14 protein-coding genes are annotated in these 15,764 nt (G+C 43.4%); 11 read left to right on the top strand and 3 right to left on the bottom strand.

What is annotated here, in order from left to right:
* Positions 1 to 420: 420 nt before the first annotated feature.
* Complete coding sequence (locus ACYQ4S_RS08060; protein WP_346024989.1) at positions 421 to 1,044, bottom strand: flavin reductase family protein; 624 nt, start codon at positions 1,042 to 1,044, stop codon at positions 421 to 423.
* Between the two features lie 232 nt (positions 1,045 to 1,276).
* Complete coding sequence (locus tag ACYQ4S_RS08055; protein ID WP_459770470.1) at positions 1,277 to 2,311, bottom strand: lactonase family protein; 1,035 nt, start codon at positions 2,309 to 2,311, stop codon at positions 1,277 to 1,279.
* 165 nt (positions 2,312 to 2,476) lie between these two features.
* Between ACYQ4S_RS08055 and ACYQ4S_RS08050 the strand changes: the two genes are divergently transcribed.
* The 4 genes from ACYQ4S_RS08050 to ACYQ4S_RS08035 all read left to right on the top strand — a co-directional run bounded on the left by ACYQ4S_RS08050 (position 2,477) and on the right by ACYQ4S_RS08035 (position 8,042).
* Entirely contained in the window at positions 2,477 to 3,685 is a 1,209-nt protein-coding gene (locus ACYQ4S_RS08050; protein ID WP_346024153.1) for an AI-2E family transporter, read from the top strand.
* A 123-nt stretch (positions 3,686 to 3,808) separates the two neighbouring features.
* Positions 3,809 to 4,444, top strand: a complete 636-nt coding sequence (locus ACYQ4S_RS08045) for a TetR/AcrR family transcriptional regulator (protein ID WP_459770469.1) — start codon at positions 3,809 to 3,811, stop codon at positions 4,442 to 4,444.
* Between the two features lie 2 nt (positions 4,445 to 4,446).
* Complete coding sequence (locus ACYQ4S_RS08040) at positions 4,447 to 6,168, top strand: ABC transporter ATP-binding protein (protein WP_459770468.1); 1,722 nt, start codon at positions 4,447 to 4,449, stop codon at positions 6,166 to 6,168.
* A complete protein-coding gene (locus ACYQ4S_RS08035; RefSeq protein WP_459770467.1) occupies positions 6,168 to 8,042 on the top strand; it encodes an ABC transporter ATP-binding protein in 1,875 nt (624 codons plus the stop codon). The genes ACYQ4S_RS08040 and ACYQ4S_RS08035 overlap by 1 nt, the downstream gene beginning before the upstream one ends.
* A gap of 176 nt (positions 8,043 to 8,218) precedes the next feature.
* On the opposite strand, the gene manA is transcribed toward ACYQ4S_RS08035, so the two are convergent.
* Entirely contained in the window at positions 8,219 to 9,175 is a 957-nt protein-coding gene (gene manA, locus ACYQ4S_RS08030) for a mannose-6-phosphate isomerase, class I (protein WP_459770466.1), read from the bottom strand.
* Between the two features lie 196 nt (positions 9,176 to 9,371).
* On the opposite strand from manA, the gene ACYQ4S_RS08025 reads away from it, so the two are divergent.
* The 7 genes from ACYQ4S_RS08025 to murA all read left to right on the top strand — a co-directional run bounded on the left by ACYQ4S_RS08025 (position 9,372) and on the right by murA (position 15,583).
* On the top strand, positions 9,372 to 9,962 hold the full coding sequence (locus ACYQ4S_RS08025) for a thymidine kinase (RefSeq protein WP_459770465.1): 591 nt from the start codon (positions 9,372 to 9,374) through the stop codon (positions 9,960 to 9,962).
* A gap of 41 nt (positions 9,963 to 10,003) precedes the next feature.
* Complete coding sequence (gene prfA, locus ACYQ4S_RS08020; RefSeq protein WP_346024154.1) at positions 10,004 to 11,080, top strand: peptide chain release factor 1; 1,077 nt, start codon at positions 10,004 to 10,006, stop codon at positions 11,078 to 11,080.
* Positions 11,070 to 11,939 (top strand): peptide chain release factor N(5)-glutamine methyltransferase, encoded by an 870-nt coding sequence (gene prmC, locus ACYQ4S_RS08015; RefSeq protein ID WP_346024148.1) that lies wholly within the window; start codon positions 11,070 to 11,072, stop codon positions 11,937 to 11,939. Before prfA ends, prmC begins: the two co-directional genes overlap by 11 nt.
* 8 nt (positions 11,940 to 11,947) lie before the next feature.
* Positions 11,948 to 12,967: an L-threonylcarbamoyladenylate synthase gene (locus tag ACYQ4S_RS08010; RefSeq protein WP_346024147.1), complete on the top strand. Its 1,020-nt coding sequence runs from the start codon at positions 11,948 to 11,950 to the stop codon at positions 12,965 to 12,967.
* A gap of 83 nt (positions 12,968 to 13,050) precedes the next feature.
* Positions 13,051 to 13,680 (top strand): uracil phosphoribosyltransferase, encoded by a 630-nt coding sequence (upp, locus tag ACYQ4S_RS08005; RefSeq protein ID WP_346024146.1) that lies wholly within the window; start codon positions 13,051 to 13,053, stop codon positions 13,678 to 13,680.
* A 158-nt stretch (positions 13,681 to 13,838) separates the two neighbouring features.
* Positions 13,839 to 14,069 carry a DUF1146 family protein gene (locus ACYQ4S_RS08000; protein WP_091265997.1) on the top strand — a complete coding sequence of 77 codons (231 nt, stop codon included), beginning with the start codon at positions 13,839 to 13,841 and terminating at the stop codon, positions 14,067 to 14,069.
* 209 nt (positions 14,070 to 14,278) lie between these two features.
* Positions 14,279 to 15,583: a UDP-N-acetylglucosamine 1-carboxyvinyltransferase gene (gene murA / locus ACYQ4S_RS07995; protein WP_459770464.1), complete on the top strand. Its 1,305-nt coding sequence runs from the start codon at positions 14,279 to 14,281 to the stop codon at positions 15,581 to 15,583.
* Positions 15,584 to 15,764 lie beyond the last annotated feature (181 nt).

Below are 15,764 nucleotides of genomic sequence, written 5' to 3'. Positions count from 1 at the left end.
GCTAAGACAATTGATTTGGAAGAGATGGAAGAAAGTATCCACTCGATATAGAAAATTAAAACAACTGGGGATAGAACACGATGATGCACTCAAAATGGCTGGTAGCCGAAAGGCTTACTGGAGGCTCGCGCGAAGTAAAACTTTACATCGTGCCATAACAAATAAGAAGCTCGAACAGTGGAGATTAAAAGATTTAATACTACTGTATGAACGTTAGAGATATTCAAGTTATTGAACCGCCGTATACGAGAACCGTACGTACGGTGGTGTGAGAGGTCGACTAGTCAATTAATGACTAGTCTCCTACTCGATATCTCCAGTGTGTATAAATACCAGCGTTCATCACATTTGTGCCAGGCAGTTCAGCTGATCGGAAAATTTACAATCAGAATCAGCGAGATAAATCTGACTAATGCTCAATCAGTTCTGTGGCCGAACAATGGTAAATACTTTTCCTATTTCAGAATAGGCATTTCCAGACAATCGAGCCACTGGTTCAAGGTGTTCGGGGAGGATATATTCCTTCTCAGAATCATATACGGCTGGATCGATGTGCACATCGGTCACTTTAAGAAGGAAGTGGTCGGTTACAACCTCTCCAGATTCGTCTACGATGGGAATATGCTGATACAGAGTGGTTTCAAAGCGGATCAGGGCTTCTCTGATTCCAGGGACTTTAACGGACGAACTGTCGACTAATGAGAGATCTGTCCGGTCCAGCTCGCTCTCATCAGAGGCAAGAGGAGCAGATGTCTCATTCATATCTGTAGTTAGTGATTTACTCACGATATGAACGACAGCTTCTTTCTGATCGATGATGTTCAAAGCTGTGTCTTTAGCTTTTCCGTTTGAGCGCAGGATAGAGACAGTAAGAAGTGGGATCTGATTGGACGCTACACTAAAGAAACTGAAGGGGGCAGCATTAACAATGTCATCTTCTTCATTAAGTGATGTAATCCAGGCAATTGGTCTGGGAATTACGCTGCCGGTTAGAAATTTATACTGCTGTTTGGCAGATAAGTCGGATGTTTTAAAATGATGCATGAGGGAGATACTCCTTTTCGTAGTCATAATGTAATGGTACTTAGTTAAGTATATTCTGAATTCAAGATTCTTTCCAGTTTTTGAACAATCCTCCTGTTTTGAGACCTATAAATGGCAAGAAGTGATAGAGCCGATTTTTGTATATCAAATTCTGAAGAATAAAATCAATACAATAAAAAAGAGAGGGAACGCCTCTCTTTCAAATGAATTGTTTGTATCAGGATCAATCGACTTATACGAACTGAACGCAGATGACTTCAGGGGCGTAGACATCTTTTTGAAGCAAGGTCAGGCTTCCATCAGAAGCGTCTCGTTCAAATAAAGTCAGGTTATCAGTATCCTGGTGCCCGACGACGACATAAGATTCCGTTGGGTCCAGATTAAAGTCACGTGGAATCTCTCCTTCAGTCGGTACATAGTCATTCAGCGTCAACGTACCGTCCACATTGATAGAAAATATGGCAATGGAGTCGTGTCCGCGGTTTGATGCATAAACGAATCGGCCGTCTGAAGAAACTCTTATCGCTGCTCCACCGTTGAAAGCTGTATGGTCTTCAGGAATAGAAGAAACTGTCTGAAGGTGACTGAAAGAGCCGTATTCAGAATCGTAAGACAGAGTCAGAACCTCACTGCTAAGTTCTCCAAAAACGTAGGCAACAGCTTGATCAGGATGAAAGGCTATATGACGCGGCCCAGTTCCGGGAGCTGTTTCAAAAACTGCCACTTCTGTCAGCTCATTATTTTCTGTAAGAGAATAAGTGTAAACTTGGTCTGTTCCGAGATCACAGGCCACCAGATACTTCTTGTCTGGAGTCAGATCGAAGTAGTGAGCATGAGGGCCATCCTGATTTTCATGGGCGGATCGACCTGAATGCACTGATTTATCCAGTAGTTCCAGTTTGCCTTTATCAGAAACTTTGATGACAGCAACTTCTCCTTTATGATAATTGGCAGTATAGAGGAGCCCCTTATCTTCATCATAAGCTACATAACAGGGAGGAGCGCCTTCTTCGAGCCATTCATCTACAAGCTCATATTCACCGGAATCGGACTGTTTGAATGAAGCAATGCCACCTGTTCCGTTATCCTTTTTGGTAACAGAAAACAGCAGGCTGTAATCCTCAGATCCGTCAAGATAAGTTGGGCTGCCTAACGAAGCTTCATGCTTGAAGTTCCCAAGCTGTTTTGTTTCAGTGTTGAGTTCTATGCTGTAAATCCCTTTACTTTCTCTTTTGGTATACGTTCCCAGAATTAATTTATCAGTCATTCAGGGACCTCCTTCTTAAATTAGGTTCTTAAATAAGTATAACAAACTATTTACTGACCGTGAAAGAAAAGAGCATGTCTTCGAATAATATTTTTCAGTAATTTAGATACCTAAAAATATATAGAATATGCTAAACTGATAGTGTAGACAGAAAGGAGCGTGGGTATGGACAAGGATCTGAATGAGAAAAAATCGAGCCAGTGGAGTAAGACCTGGTTCTGGAAAAGAGTCATCAACAATAAAATAGTTTCAGGCTTAGTCATAACTTTTCTCCTGTTTGTCAATATTTATATGCTCACCCGTATCTCCTTCATCTTCAGACCTGTAGGCATCATTTTAGAAATCGTAGGTCCGCCGCTTATTTTCGCGGTCATTTTCTACTACCTGTTAAATCCGATCGCCGACTGGCTGGAGAAAAAAAGATTTTCAAGAAACACTGCCATAGCCTTCATGTTCAGCATGCTCATCCTGCTGATCGTAGGGGGCATTAACTTCATCGTACCGATCATCAGAGAACAGCTTAATTCTCTGATAACCAACTGGCCCGTTTACTGGAATAACTTGATGCTTCAGCTTGACAGTCTTTTGAATACTCAGGCCTTCACTGACTTTATGGATCAGCTGAGCGAAACAACGGTACTTGAAACAGTGACTAATCAGACGACGAACTTACTGAATGTAACAATGGGGAGCATAGGTTCATTCATTGGTACAGTTACTCAAGTCTTCATAACTTTGTTTACTATGCCATTTGTTCTCTATTATCTTCTGAAAGACGGGGAAAAAATACCGCCTTTCGTATCTAAATACATTCCAATTCAGGCTAGAGAAAAAACCAATCAGCTTTTCTCGGAAATCAACAAGCAGGTCAGCTTCTATGTTAGAGGCCAGCTGATCGTAGCTATTTCAGTTGGTTTCATATTCTGGATCGGTTTCACCATCGTGGGACTAGATTTTGCGCTGACACTAGGTGTTTTTGCAGGGTTTCTGAATCTGATTCCTTATCTCGGGTCATTTGTAGCGAGCATTCCTGCACTGATCATCGCTATCGTCGATTCACCTTTTATGTTGTTCAAAGTTCTGATTGTTTTTGGGGTAGAGCAGATTCTGGAAAATCGGATCATCTCGCCTCAGATCATCGGGAACACATTGAATATTCATCCGGTCAACATCATCTTTCTGCTTCTGATTGGTGGAAGGCTATTCGGTCTGATGGGAATCGTATTCGGTATACCGGGATATGCAATCATCAAAATTATCGTGTCCATGGCATTTGACTGGTACCGCGCCACTACAGGATGGTATGACGTAGAAGAAGCACCTGTCAATACACAGGAAGCGCTTGTCAAAGTGAAAAATAGAGAGGATACCTGACAGTTCACTTCTTGAAAAAGTCGTGAACTTTCTTTTTCAGGTTGATTTATGACACCATGTCACATATAATACCATATTATGACAGTATGTCATTTTCACTTCACAATGGAAGGACTGAATAGTGTGCCATCCCAGACATTTTTTAATTTGTCGGAAGAAAAAAGGCAACGGCTCATTGCCGGTGCGATGAAGGAATTCTCTGAAAAATCATTGAACGATTCCTCTATTTCAAATATTGTCAAGAACTCAAACATCTCACGAGGAAGTTTTTATCAATATTTTGAAGATAAGAAAGACCTTTACTTTTTTCTGATAAGCAAGTTCAGATATAATTACAGGCAGCTGATGTTTAAAAGCTTTAAGGAGAAAGACGGAGACTTCTTTGAAGGATATAAAGTGTTTGGTGAAAAATACATCAAGTATATTATGGAATCAGAAAAGTTCGGATTTTTTGAGAATATGTACATGCACATGAATTATCAGATCAATCAGGAAGCCCGAGTCGATTTTGACAAGACAGGCTATCAGAAACTGCCTGACGGGAAACGGATACTTGATATCGTTGACCGGTCTAAGTTGAAGGTGGAAACTGAAAAAGAAGTGATCGATATTTTGAGATATATTCTGAGTATGCTGAACGACACCATTATGGAAGGGTTCTGGAAGGAACTGTCCGTTTCCAGCACACAGGAGCTGTTTATTAAACGGCTGAGCTGGATCACGTATGGTGTGAAAATAAACAATAAAGAAGAGGATTAATTATGTTAAAACTAGCAAGATGGATGAACCCCTGGCGAGTGGCTTTAAGTCTGTTTTTTATGGCTCTTCAAGTTGTAGGGATGCTGGCGATGCCGACGATTACTGCAAACATCATCGACTTTGGTGTGGCTGAAGGAGACATTGGCTACATTATCCGAACAGGTCTGCTGATGCTTGGCTTTACTTTTCTAACCATCGTTTCCGCATTACTGAATGTCTATTTCGGGGCGAAAGAATCTCAGGGACTTGGGGATACGATACGTCGTAAAGTTTATAAAATCGTGACGTATTTTACAAATGAAGAGCTGGACCGCTTTGGGACATCCACTCTGATCACCCGAACGACTAATGATGTCATGCAGATTCAATTTGTCATGATGATGGTCATTCGAATAATGACGCTGGCTCCATTTTTAATGGTCGGTGCCGGTATCATGGCGTATTCTAGAGAACCAGATCTGGCTTTTGTATTCCTTATCTCCATGCCGATACTGATTGGTCTGCTGTTTCTTATCTTGAGACTGACCAGTCCGATCTTTAAATCTCTACAGCTGAAGACAGACAACTTGAACCGTGTCTTCAGAGAAGGACTCACAGGAATTCGTGTCATCCGGGCTTTTAATAAGGATGACTATGAAAAGGAGCGGTTCGATGAAGTCAACTGGGACTTTGCGGCGACATCAATCAAAGCACAGACCATCCTGGCATTCATGATGCCGTCGATGGTGTTTGCTGTCAGCATTACCAACATCATGATTATCTGGTTCGGCGCACAGTTCATCAGTGAAGGAAATATGCAGGTAGGTAACCTTGTGGCTTTCATGACTTACGCCATGCAGATTCTTCTTGGAATCATGATGGTATCATTCGTCCTGTTCTTCCTACCAAGAGGGCAGATTGCAGCCGCGCGTGTGCTGGAAGTACTGGATACACCTAATATCATTAAAGACCCGGATGACCCGAAAGACTTATCAATAGATAGAGAAGTCTCTCTTCGCTTCAATCACATCAATTACCGTTACCCTGGAGCAGAAAAACTGGCGCTGGATGATATCGACTTTACCCTTAAAAAAGGGGAAAGACTGGCGATCATTGGAGGAACAGGGTCAGGGAAAACGACTCTGGCCAATCTGATTCCTCGTCTCTACGATGTAGAAGATGGAGCGATCGAAATCAACGGAATCGATATCAGAGAGGTCGAGCAGGGAGCCTTGAGGCGCCTGATCGGGTTTGCTCCTCAGAAAGCTCTCCTTTTCTCTGGAACGATCAGAAGCAATCTTAAGTACGGCAAGCCTGATGCTACAGATGAAGAAATCTGGCATGCTCTGGATATTGCCCAAGGAAAAGACTTTGTAGAAAACCTGCCTAAGGGACTTGATTCGAGAGTCGAGCAGGGCGGTGGAAATTTCTCCGGCGGACAGAGGCAGCGTCTAAGTATTGCACGAGCACTTGTTACTAAAGCAGACATCCTGGTATTCGATGATTCATTCTCGGCGCTCGACTTCAAGACAGACGCCAAGCTGAGAGAAGCATTGAAGCCGGAAACTAGAGAATCGGCAGTCGTGATTATTGCTCAGCGCATCAGTACAGTAGTGGATGCTGATCAGATCATTGTGCTTGATAGAGGGAAAGTAGTCGGAAAAGGCACACATGACGAACTGAAACGCTCAAACAAAATTTACAAGGAAATCATGGATTCTCAGATGAGAGGAGAGGACATCTAATGAAAAACCAGACTAAAAGCGCAGCCCATATGAAGGCTAAAAAAGCTAAGGATTTCTGGGGAACGACATTCAGGCTGGTCAAGTACATGTCCACTCGTTTCTGGGGTCTGATTCTGACATTCGTTCTCGTCATAGCTGCTACAATCATGGGAACCATTGCCCCATATATCCTAGGACTGGCAACAACTGAAATATACAGAGGCCTGCAGGAAGGAACGTCCCTTCAGGAAGCTGGCCAGTCGATTCAGCAGTTCCCGATCGACTTTACACTGATCAGAAATATTCTGATTACAGTAGGAATTGTCTACATTACTCAGTCAATCTTTCAGTACTTCCAGTCATTCATAACGGCCCGTATAGCACAGAAAACTGTATATGACTTGCGTAAAGAGTTGAAAGAAAAAATGTCCACTCTACCGATCAAATACTATGATACACATTCCAATGGAGATATCATGTCCCGTGCGATCAATGACATGGACCAGATTGCGAATACTCTTCAGCAGTCTTTGTCTCAGTTCATCATCAGTGTGGTCCAGTTTGTAACAGTGCTGACCGTGATGACTGTCATAGATATTCGTCTTACACTGGTAACCATCGTCACTGTACCAATCAGTTTCCTTCTGATTGCCTGGGTAGCACCTAAGTCGCAAAGACAGTTCGCAAGTCAGCAGAGAGAACTCGGCGTTTTGAATGACCAGGTGGAAGAGACATTTTCTGGACATACGATCGTTAAGACATACAACCGGGAAGAAGATGAAATCGAAAAATTTGTCGTTCAGAGTTCCAAGCTAAATGAAGCATCATGGAAAGCCCAGTTTCTATCAGGGATCATGATGCCTCTGGTCAGCTTCTCAAGAGACTTAGGCTACTTTGGTGTAGCGATAGTCGGTGGAATCGGTGTAGCTAACGGCACAGTCTCACTCGGTAACGTACAGGCATTTATTCAGTACGTCAATCAGTTCTCGGAGCCCGTCAGACAGATCGCCAACTTGGCCAACACGATTCAAGTGACCATTGCCTCCTGTGAAAGGGTCTTTGAGATCCTGGATGAAGAGGAAATGGAAGAAACAGTATCTGGACTTGAACCTAAAGCAGATTCTCCTTATAAAATTGAGTTTGAACACGTACAGTTCGGTTACGGCGACAGCAGCGAAGATGAGCTGCTCATGACCGATTTCAACCTGACAGTCAATGAGGGAGAAATGGTTGCTGTTGTCGGCCCAACTGGAGCAGGGAAATCGACCTTGATCAATCTGCTTGAACGGTTCTACGATGTCAAAGGAGGTAGCATCCGTTATGAAGGTGTGGATATAAGAGACATCGACCGGGCAGAACTTAGAAGTCGATTTTCAATGGTGCTTCAGGATACCTGGCTCTTCAATGGAACAATCTGGGATAACATTGCATACGGTAGTCACGATGAAGAGAATTTGACTGACGAGCAGATCCTTGAGGCGTCCAAAGCGGCTCATGTGGATGATTTCGTCAGAAGACTTCCTGATGGATACAACACCGTTCTGAATGAAGAAGGAACGAATATCTCTCAAGGGCAACGTCAGCTGATTACGATCGCAAGGGCTTTTCTAGCTGATCCGGACATCCTGATTCTTGATGAGGCAACATCATCCGTCGATACGCGTACAGAAATACTCATACAGAAAGCGATGGAAAATCTTCTGCAGGACCGGACTAGTTTCGTTGTCGCCCATAGACTTTCCACAATCAGAGATGCTGATAAGATCATTGTCATGAATCATGGTGATGTGATTGAAACTGGAAATCATGATGAGCTGATGAAACAGAACGGCTTTTATGCTGATCTTTACAACTCTCAGTTCCAGTCTCCAGATGAGCAGCTGAAAGCTGTATAATGAAAAACGAATAATTTATCTGACCGTAACTTGAACCTGACATTATGTAAGGGTTCAAGTTACGGTTGTTTTTTTAGGTTCTATGTCTAATAGTTTAGGTCATAGAACCTAAAAAGGACGAGCCACGACTGCATGTCGGTGGTCCGTCCTTTTTGCGTGCTTAAAAATAAGTCGATCTAGGCCTCTTTACCAGGTTGTGATGCAAGGATGTGAAGCTGTCCATTTATTTCCCAATTTTTTACAGGTTCAGGAAGGATGAAATGGTCGCCTCTTTTGAGTGAATAGGATACATCATCAACAGTCAGATCACCTTCTCCATCGAGCACACTGTAAAGCGAGTAGGGAGCATCAGCTGTAAAAGTCTGGTGCCCATTGATTTTCCAGTTTTCAACTTTGAAGAAAGGATTTTTGACAAGTATAGTCTGACTGAATCCATCTGTATCTGCTGATTCGAAAGTCAAGTCAGGATCCTGATGAGGGACAGTGGTTACAGCAAGCGAATCGATGATGTGAAGATCGCGTGTTTCGCCGTTGTCCTGCACTCTGTCATAATCGTAGACTCTATAGGTAGTGTCGCTTGACTGCTGAGTTTCGAGAATCATGATACCCGAACCGATCGCGTGGATCGTTCCACTCGGGACATAGAAGAAATCTCCGGCTTTTACTGGAATGCGTCTCAGCAGATCGTCCCACTGTCCATGATTAATCATGTCTTCCAGTTCGTCTTTTGTCTGTGCATGGTGGCCGTAGACAATTTCGCTGCCTTCTTCTGCGTCTAGAATGTACCAGCATTCAGTCTTTCCTAGTTCACCTTCTTTTTCAAGACCATACGTGTCGTCAGGGTGAACCTGGACTGATAAGTCGTCCTGCGCATCGATGATTTTAGTCAGGAGCGGAAAAACTGAATTCCCCTGATGACCAAATAGTTCTTTATGCTCTGTCCACAGATTATCCAGTGTCATCCCTTTATATGCTCCATTCATTACCGTACTTGGCCCGTTTTTATGGGCACTGATTGCCCACAGTTCCCCCGTCTTGTCACTGGGAATAGTGTAGCCAAACAGATCCTTCAGTTTTTGCCCGCCCCATATCTTTTCTTTAAACACACCTTGTAAAAAAATCGGTTCCTGCATTGTTAATCTCCTCTCGTTCCATTTCGTTCAGTTTAGCATAGAAAAGAGCCCGTGTAATAGAAACCTTTTATTTACTTTTACCTTAAGACCACGCTTGTACTTTTTAGTGTATTCACTTATAATTTATAAGGATTGATACCTTTTCGTTCGATATAATTATGACTAATTCAGTATAATAGAGAAAGTAGGTTTTTTTATGGCGCAGCTGTTTTTTCGATACGGGGCTATGAATAGTGGCAAATCGATCGAGATCTTAAAAGTTGCTCACAACTATGAGGAGCAGAATAAACCGGTAGTATTATTCACCAGTAGTCTGGACGACCGTGATGAAGTGGGGGCAATATCAAGTCGGATCGGCATCAAGCGCAAAGCAATCCCTGTCAATGACGATACTGATATCTTTGAAACGGTGAAGAGTATGGACAAATCCATCGCCTGTGTACTGATTGATGAGGCTCAGTTTCTTAAAAGAGAGCACGTGAATCAGCTGGCTCATATCGTTGATGAACTGTCGATTCCGGTCATGGCATTTGGCCTAAAAAATGATTTCCGGAATCAGCTTTTTGAAGGATCACAACAGCTGCTGATACTCGCGGACAAAATCGAAGAAATGAAAACAATCTGCTGGTTCTGTCATAAAAAAGCTATAATGAATATGCGCATGCATGATGGAAAACCCGTTTATACAGGTGAACAGATTGTCATAGGGGGAAATGAATCCTATTATCCGGTCTGCCGGAAACATTACCATAACCCACCGATGATGAAGGAAGAAGACTTAAAATAACCGAATCAAATGAATGATGAAAGGAGCGGACACATATGAGTATGTTCGATCGCTTGGAAGAAGTAGCGATACGCTATGATGAACTGAACGAATTATTAAGTGATCCTCAGGTGATCAGTGATACTGATCGCTTCATGAAATTGAGTAAAGAGGAATCTGACTTGAGAGAAACAGTTGCGTCTTTCAGAAAATATCAGGAAGTCACATCTGAACTGGAAGATACTGAAGAGATGCTGAAAGAATCTCTGGACAGTGAAATGGAAGAACTGGCAAAAGAAGAACGTAAATCTCTGATCCAAGAAAAAGAAAGGCTTGAAGAGCAGCTGAAAATCATGCTGCTGCCAAAAGACGAAAACGACGAACGGAATGTCATCATGGAGATTCGAGGAGCGGCTGGAGGAGACGAAGCTCAGCTTTTTGCAAGTGACTTGTTCGATATGTACCAGAAGTATGCGGACAATGAAGGCTGGAAGACAGAAGTGCTTGATGCCAATTCAAACGGGATCGGCGGGTATAAAGAAATTACCCTGATGATCACAGGGACAAACGTTTACTCGAAGCTAAAATTTGAAAATGGAGCTCACCGTGTACAGCGTGTGCCTCAGACAGAATCCCAGGGACGTATCCATACGTCTACAGCTACAGTCGTTGTCATGCCGGAAGCTGAGGATGTGGAAGTGGATATTGATGAGAACGATATCCGAGTCGACATCTACCATGCAAGTGGAGCCGGAGGACAGCATGTCAACAAAACGGCATCTGCAGTACGTCTAACCCACGAACCAACCGGAATCGTTGTAGCGATGCAGGATGAACGGTCACAACTTAAAAACAGGGAAAAGGCGATGAAAGTTCTGCGTTCAAGGATCTATGACAAAATTACAACAGAAGCACAGGCTGAAGTGGATGCAGAAAGAAAATCTGCAGTCGGAACTGGAGACCGTTCTGAACGTATCCGTACGTACAATTATCCGCAGAGTCGAGTGACGGATCACCGGATCAATCTGACGATTCAGAAGCTGGATCAGATTTTGTCTGGTAAGTTAGGTGAAATCATTGATGCCCTTCTGATGTGGGAACAGTCTCGGAAAATGGAGCAGCTGAAAAATGAGTATTAATGACACTGACCCTAAAAAAACAGTTGGAGAAGTCCTGAATTGGGCTTCTTCTTTTTTAAAAATGAACAGGAGAGAGCCGTATATCGCAGAATGGGTCATGAAAGAGCTGTTCAGCTGGACGATCACTGATCTTTTATCCAGACGACGGACTCATTTAACTGAGGAACAATGGGCGGCATATAAGCAGGCGATCGAAGAATGTGCTGATGGACGTCCTCCTCAGCAAGTAGTTGGACATGAATGGTTTTATGGCCGACCATTCACGGTGACTCCAGATACATTGATCCCCAGACCTGAAACGGAAGAATGGTTTCACCGCTATCTGAAGAACCTTCCAGAAAAAGCTCTAAAAGTTCTGGACATCGGGACCGGGTCTGGTGTGCTGGCAGTCAGTCATAAACTCGAGAGGCCTCAGGATAAAGTGACAGCTGTAGACATCAGTCCAGAAGCATTGGCGGTTGCCCGGAAAAATGCCTGGAACATGGGAGCCGATGTTAATTTTATGGAAAGTGATGTGACTGAAAAAGTGACTGGTTCATTTGATCTGGTCCTGTCGAACCCGCCATATATCAGCCAGAATGAGAGAAGTGAAATGGATGAGTCTGTCCTGAATTTTGAACCTCAGCTGGCCTTGTTTGCTGATGATGAGGGCCTTTACTTCTATAAAAAGATGGCGGAAGCACTGCCTCGACTTATGAACAAAGACGGGCATATTATTCTGGAATACGGCTACAGGCAAGGAGAACAGGTAAAGGCCATATTCGAGCAGGCTTTTCCAGAAGCAGACGTTGTGATCTGGAAAGATATGAGCGGGCACGATCGAGCTTTACACGTCAGTCATATTGATCAAGAAAGGTAGTGACTACCATGAAAACAAATCGCTGGCAGCCGGAAGATATCAAGGAAGCTGCTGAAGCACTAAAAGCAGGAGAAGTTGTGGCTTTTCCGACAGAAACGGTATATGGTCTGGGAGCAGATGCCACAAATGAATCAGCAGTAAGGAAAATTTTCGAAGCTAAAGGGAGACCGAGCGATAACCCTCTGATTATCCATGTATCGAACGTGACTCAGATGAAACAGTTCGTTTCCAGCCTTCCTGAAGAGGCTGAACAGGTGATTGCTCACTTCTGGCCTGGACCTTGTACAATCGTGCTTAATAAAAAAGGGGCGCTGGCTCCATCCGTTACAGGCGGTCTGAGTACAGTAGGGATTCGGATGCCTGACCATTCGGTAGCTTTGAACTTGATAGAAGCGACAGGTGTCCCTCTCGCAGCACCGAGCGCCAACTCGTCAGGCAGACCGAGTCCGACAACAGCTCGCCATGTTCATGATGACCTGGACGGAAAAATAAGCGGCATCATAGATGGGGGGGCAACCGGTGTAGGACTTGAATCGACAGTCCTGGACTTGACGGATCCCCAAAAACCCACTATTCTCCGGCCGGGAGGCATTTCATATGAAGAACTGACGGATGTGCTAGGGACAGTCTATATCGACACACATTTAAAAGACAAGACTCATGCTCCTAAATCTCCGGGGATGAAGTATCGGCATTATTCACCGGACATACCAGTGTATATACTACCGGAAGATAAAGTGTCAGCAGAAGACGTTTTAAGCAAGCTTCATACGCAGGGAGAAACAATCGGTCTGCTTGCAAGCGACGAGCTGAATGAACATTTTGGCCACAAGGCAGACGTGGTGTTTTCACTAGGAGAGCGAGAAGTCCCACAGCAGGCAGCCAGCCGACTATATGACGGGCTGCGGGAACTCGACCGTTCTCCGGCCACAGTCATTTTAGCAGAATCGTATAAACCTGTTGGTATAGGTCTGGCCTATATGAATCGTCTTGAAAAAGCAGCCGAATGGATCGACAGGTCCTTATAAATTATTATTCTTCTGGAATATTCACCGAGCTTTCTGTACAATAGAATAGGAATTTAATACGGAGAGAGCAAAGGGGTAATAGTATGGGAAAACTTCAAGTAATCGATCATCCACTAATTCAGCATAAATTGACCATAATTAGAGATAAACGTACAGGAACTAAATACTTTAGAGAAGTCGTCAACGAAATTGCACGTCTGCTGGCATATGAAGTATCAAGAGAAATGCCGTTGGAAGATGTTGAAATCGAGACACCTCTGGTTATCTCAACTCAAAAAAGACTGGCTGGTAAAAAAGTAGTTATCGTACCTATTCTAAGAGCTGGTCTGGGAATGGTAGATGGTATGCTGGATCTGATTCCTGCCGCAAAAGTAGGTCATGTGGGCATGTATCGTGACCACGAGACTATGGAACCTGTTGAATACTTTATAAAAATGCCATCTGATTTACCTGAAAGAGAACTGCTGGTGGTCGATCCAATGCTTGCTACTGGAGGATCTGCGGTAGCTTCAATCGATGCTTTGAAAAAACGTGGCGCAACGAATATAAAATTTGTCTGCCTCGTTGCTGCACCTGAAGGCGTCAAAGTGCTTCAGGATGCTCATCCCGACGTGGATATCTACACAGCTTCATTAGATGAGAAGCTGAATGAAAAAGGCTATATTCTCCCAGGACTGGGCGATGCAGGCGACCGATTATTCGGTACATTATAAGCATCAACAGCAAGGAGTAAAAAGAACTTTGATGGATTGACTCATCGGAGTTCTTTTTCTGTTTATCCAAGGATTACCACTGTAACAATTGTGTTACAAGCATAATAAATGAAATATCACATATCGTGTGCTATTATAGTTTCGAAAGGATGAAAGGTATGACATTGACGACGTTGCAGTCACTTATTGCACTGGTTTCACATATTTTCTTTATATTAACTGCATTCTGGTCCCTGCAGGCGATACGTACGGACACACTGATCAGGAAATATCATATTCCTCAGGCCAGAACATTATATATTCTTGCAGCCATTGCAATTGGGTATACAGTCAGTCAGTTTTTTCTCGAATTTATTCTTTTAATACAACAGCTGTTTTTCTTCTTGTAACATCTCAAATAAGAATTGTACAGAACAGGAATATATGTCACAAACTTGTCATGGATAAAGGGGCTTCAATTGCTTCCTCTTTCAACAGGTATCTGGTATACTGTATCAGGCATTTCATATTCTGATTGCTTAATACATTAAATATCTGACAATTACAATTACAGTAGACAATTCGAAATAAGCTTGGTTTAAATAATGGAGGGCATGGAATGGATAAAATAATAGTTAGTGGAGGACGAAAACTCTCGGGTACAGTAGAAGTGGATGGTGCTAAAAATGCGGCACTACCAATTCTCGCTGCAACAGTTCTGGCTGAAAGCGGACAGAATGTTCTGACAAACGTCCCCTTGTTGTCTGACATCTATACAATGAATCAGGTACTGACACATTTAAATATGCCAGTATCCTTTGATGAAGATAAAAAAGAAATAATCATCGACTCAACAGATGATTTGAATAGTGAAACACCATTCGACTTTATGAGCAAAATGCGCGCATCAATTGTTGTAATGGGCCCTCTTCTGGCACGTACTGGTTATGCTAAAGTCGCGTTGCCAGGCGGATGTGCGATTGGATCACGACCGATCGATCTACATTTGAAAGGTTTTGAAGCAATGGGTGTCGATATACATATCGGCAATGGTCACATTGAAGCTTCAGTAGACAAGCTGAAAGCCGCACATATTTATCTGGACTTCCCGAGTGTGGGAGCAACTCAGAACATTATGATGGCTGCAACGCTAGCTGAAGGAACGACTACTATAGAAAACGTTGCAAGAGAACCTGAGATAGTTGACTTAGCCAATTTCCTGAACAAAATGGGAGCCAAAGTAGTTGGTGCAGGCACAGAAACGCTCAGAATCGAGGGGGTCTCTTCCTTGCAAGGGGTCGAGCACTCTATCCTTCCTGACCGAATCGAGAGCGGAACATTTATGGTGGCAGCTGCGGTTACTCATGGAGATATCTTGATTAAAGACTGTGTCTCCGAACACAACAAACCCCTTATTTCAAAATTGAAAGAAATGGGTGTAACTTTTGTCGAATCATCTGAAGGTTTGCGCGTGATCGGTCCAGACAAGCTTAAACCAACTGATGTCAAGACGATGCCTCATCCTGGCTTCCCTACGGATCTGCAGTCTCCAATGACTATTGCTCAGCTGGCAGCTGAAGGCACAAGCATCATGAGAGAAACAGTCTTCGAGAATAGATACATGCACATGGAAGAACTGAGAAAAATGAATGCATCTTTCAAAGTTGACAGCCAGAGCCTGATCATTCACGGTGGACAAGAACTACAAGGAGCGGAAGTGGCTTCAAGTGATCTGAGAGCCTCTGCAGCCCTGGTTCTTGCCGGACTTATTGCAAAAGGCTATACTCAAGTGACAAACTTAAGCCATCTGGACAGAGGGTACTCTAATTTCCACGCTAAAATGCAGAAACTGGGTGCTGATCTGGAAAGAGTATCTGATCAGGAAACTGTTTCAGAAAAAAATAAGAGAATCTCAGCAAGCTGAGCCATGATAGTGGAATAATTAAACGGGCAGCCATTGTGCTGTCCGTTTTTGTAGTCGTGCGCCCGGCATGGGCGACAACTTGGTGGTGAAAGTCCACTACAGACTTGGCAGTAGGAACTGTTAGCGAAAGTCAAGGGTGTCCGCCGTGAGGCGGAATCTGAAGGAAGACGGACGCAAATGC

Source organism: Alkalibacterium sp. s-m-28, from assembly GCF_054658175.1.
This window is presented reverse-complemented; position numbering and strand designations above follow the sequence as displayed.

Excerpts from the sequence above, each read along its gene's own strand:
- ACYQ4S_RS08000 (WP_091265997.1), top strand. The coding sequence starts at position 13,839 with ATGACATTGACGACGTTGCAGTCACTTATTGCACTGGTTTCACATATT.
- ACYQ4S_RS08055 (WP_459770470.1), bottom strand. The coding sequence starts at position 2,311 with ATGACTGATAAATTAATTCTGGGAACGTATACCAAAAGAGAAAGTAAA.
- prfA (WP_346024154.1), top strand. The coding sequence starts at position 10,004 with ATGTTCGATCGCTTGGAAGAAGTAGCGATACGCTATGATGAACTGAAC.
- ACYQ4S_RS08025 (WP_459770465.1), top strand. The coding sequence starts at position 9,372 with ATGGCGCAGCTGTTTTTTCGATACGGGGCTATGAATAGTGGCAAATCG.
- upp (WP_346024146.1), top strand. The coding sequence starts at position 13,051 with ATGGGAAAACTTCAAGTAATCGATCATCCACTAATTCAGCATAAATTG.
- ACYQ4S_RS08050 (WP_346024153.1), top strand. The coding sequence starts at position 2,477 with ATGGACAAGGATCTGAATGAGAAAAAATCGAGCCAGTGGAGTAAGACC.
- prmC (WP_346024148.1), top strand. The coding sequence starts at position 11,070 with ATGAGTATTAATGACACTGACCCTAAAAAAACAGTTGGAGAAGTCCTG.
- manA (WP_459770466.1), bottom strand. The coding sequence starts at position 9,175 with ATGCAGGAACCGATTTTTTTACAAGGTGTGTTTAAAGAAAAGATATGG.
- murA (WP_459770464.1), top strand. The coding sequence starts at position 14,279 with ATGGATAAAATAATAGTTAGTGGAGGACGAAAACTCTCGGGTACAGTA.
- ACYQ4S_RS08035 (WP_459770467.1), top strand. The coding sequence starts at position 6,168 with ATGAAAAACCAGACTAAAAGCGCAGCCCATATGAAGGCTAAAAAAGCT.
- ACYQ4S_RS08010 (WP_346024147.1), top strand. The coding sequence starts at position 11,948 with ATGAAAACAAATCGCTGGCAGCCGGAAGATATCAAGGAAGCTGCTGAA.
- ACYQ4S_RS08060 (WP_346024989.1), bottom strand. The coding sequence starts at position 1,044 with ATGCATCATTTTAAAACATCCGACTTATCTGCCAAACAGCAGTATAAA.
- ACYQ4S_RS08040 (WP_459770468.1), top strand. The coding sequence starts at position 4,447 with ATGTTAAAACTAGCAAGATGGATGAACCCCTGGCGAGTGGCTTTAAGT.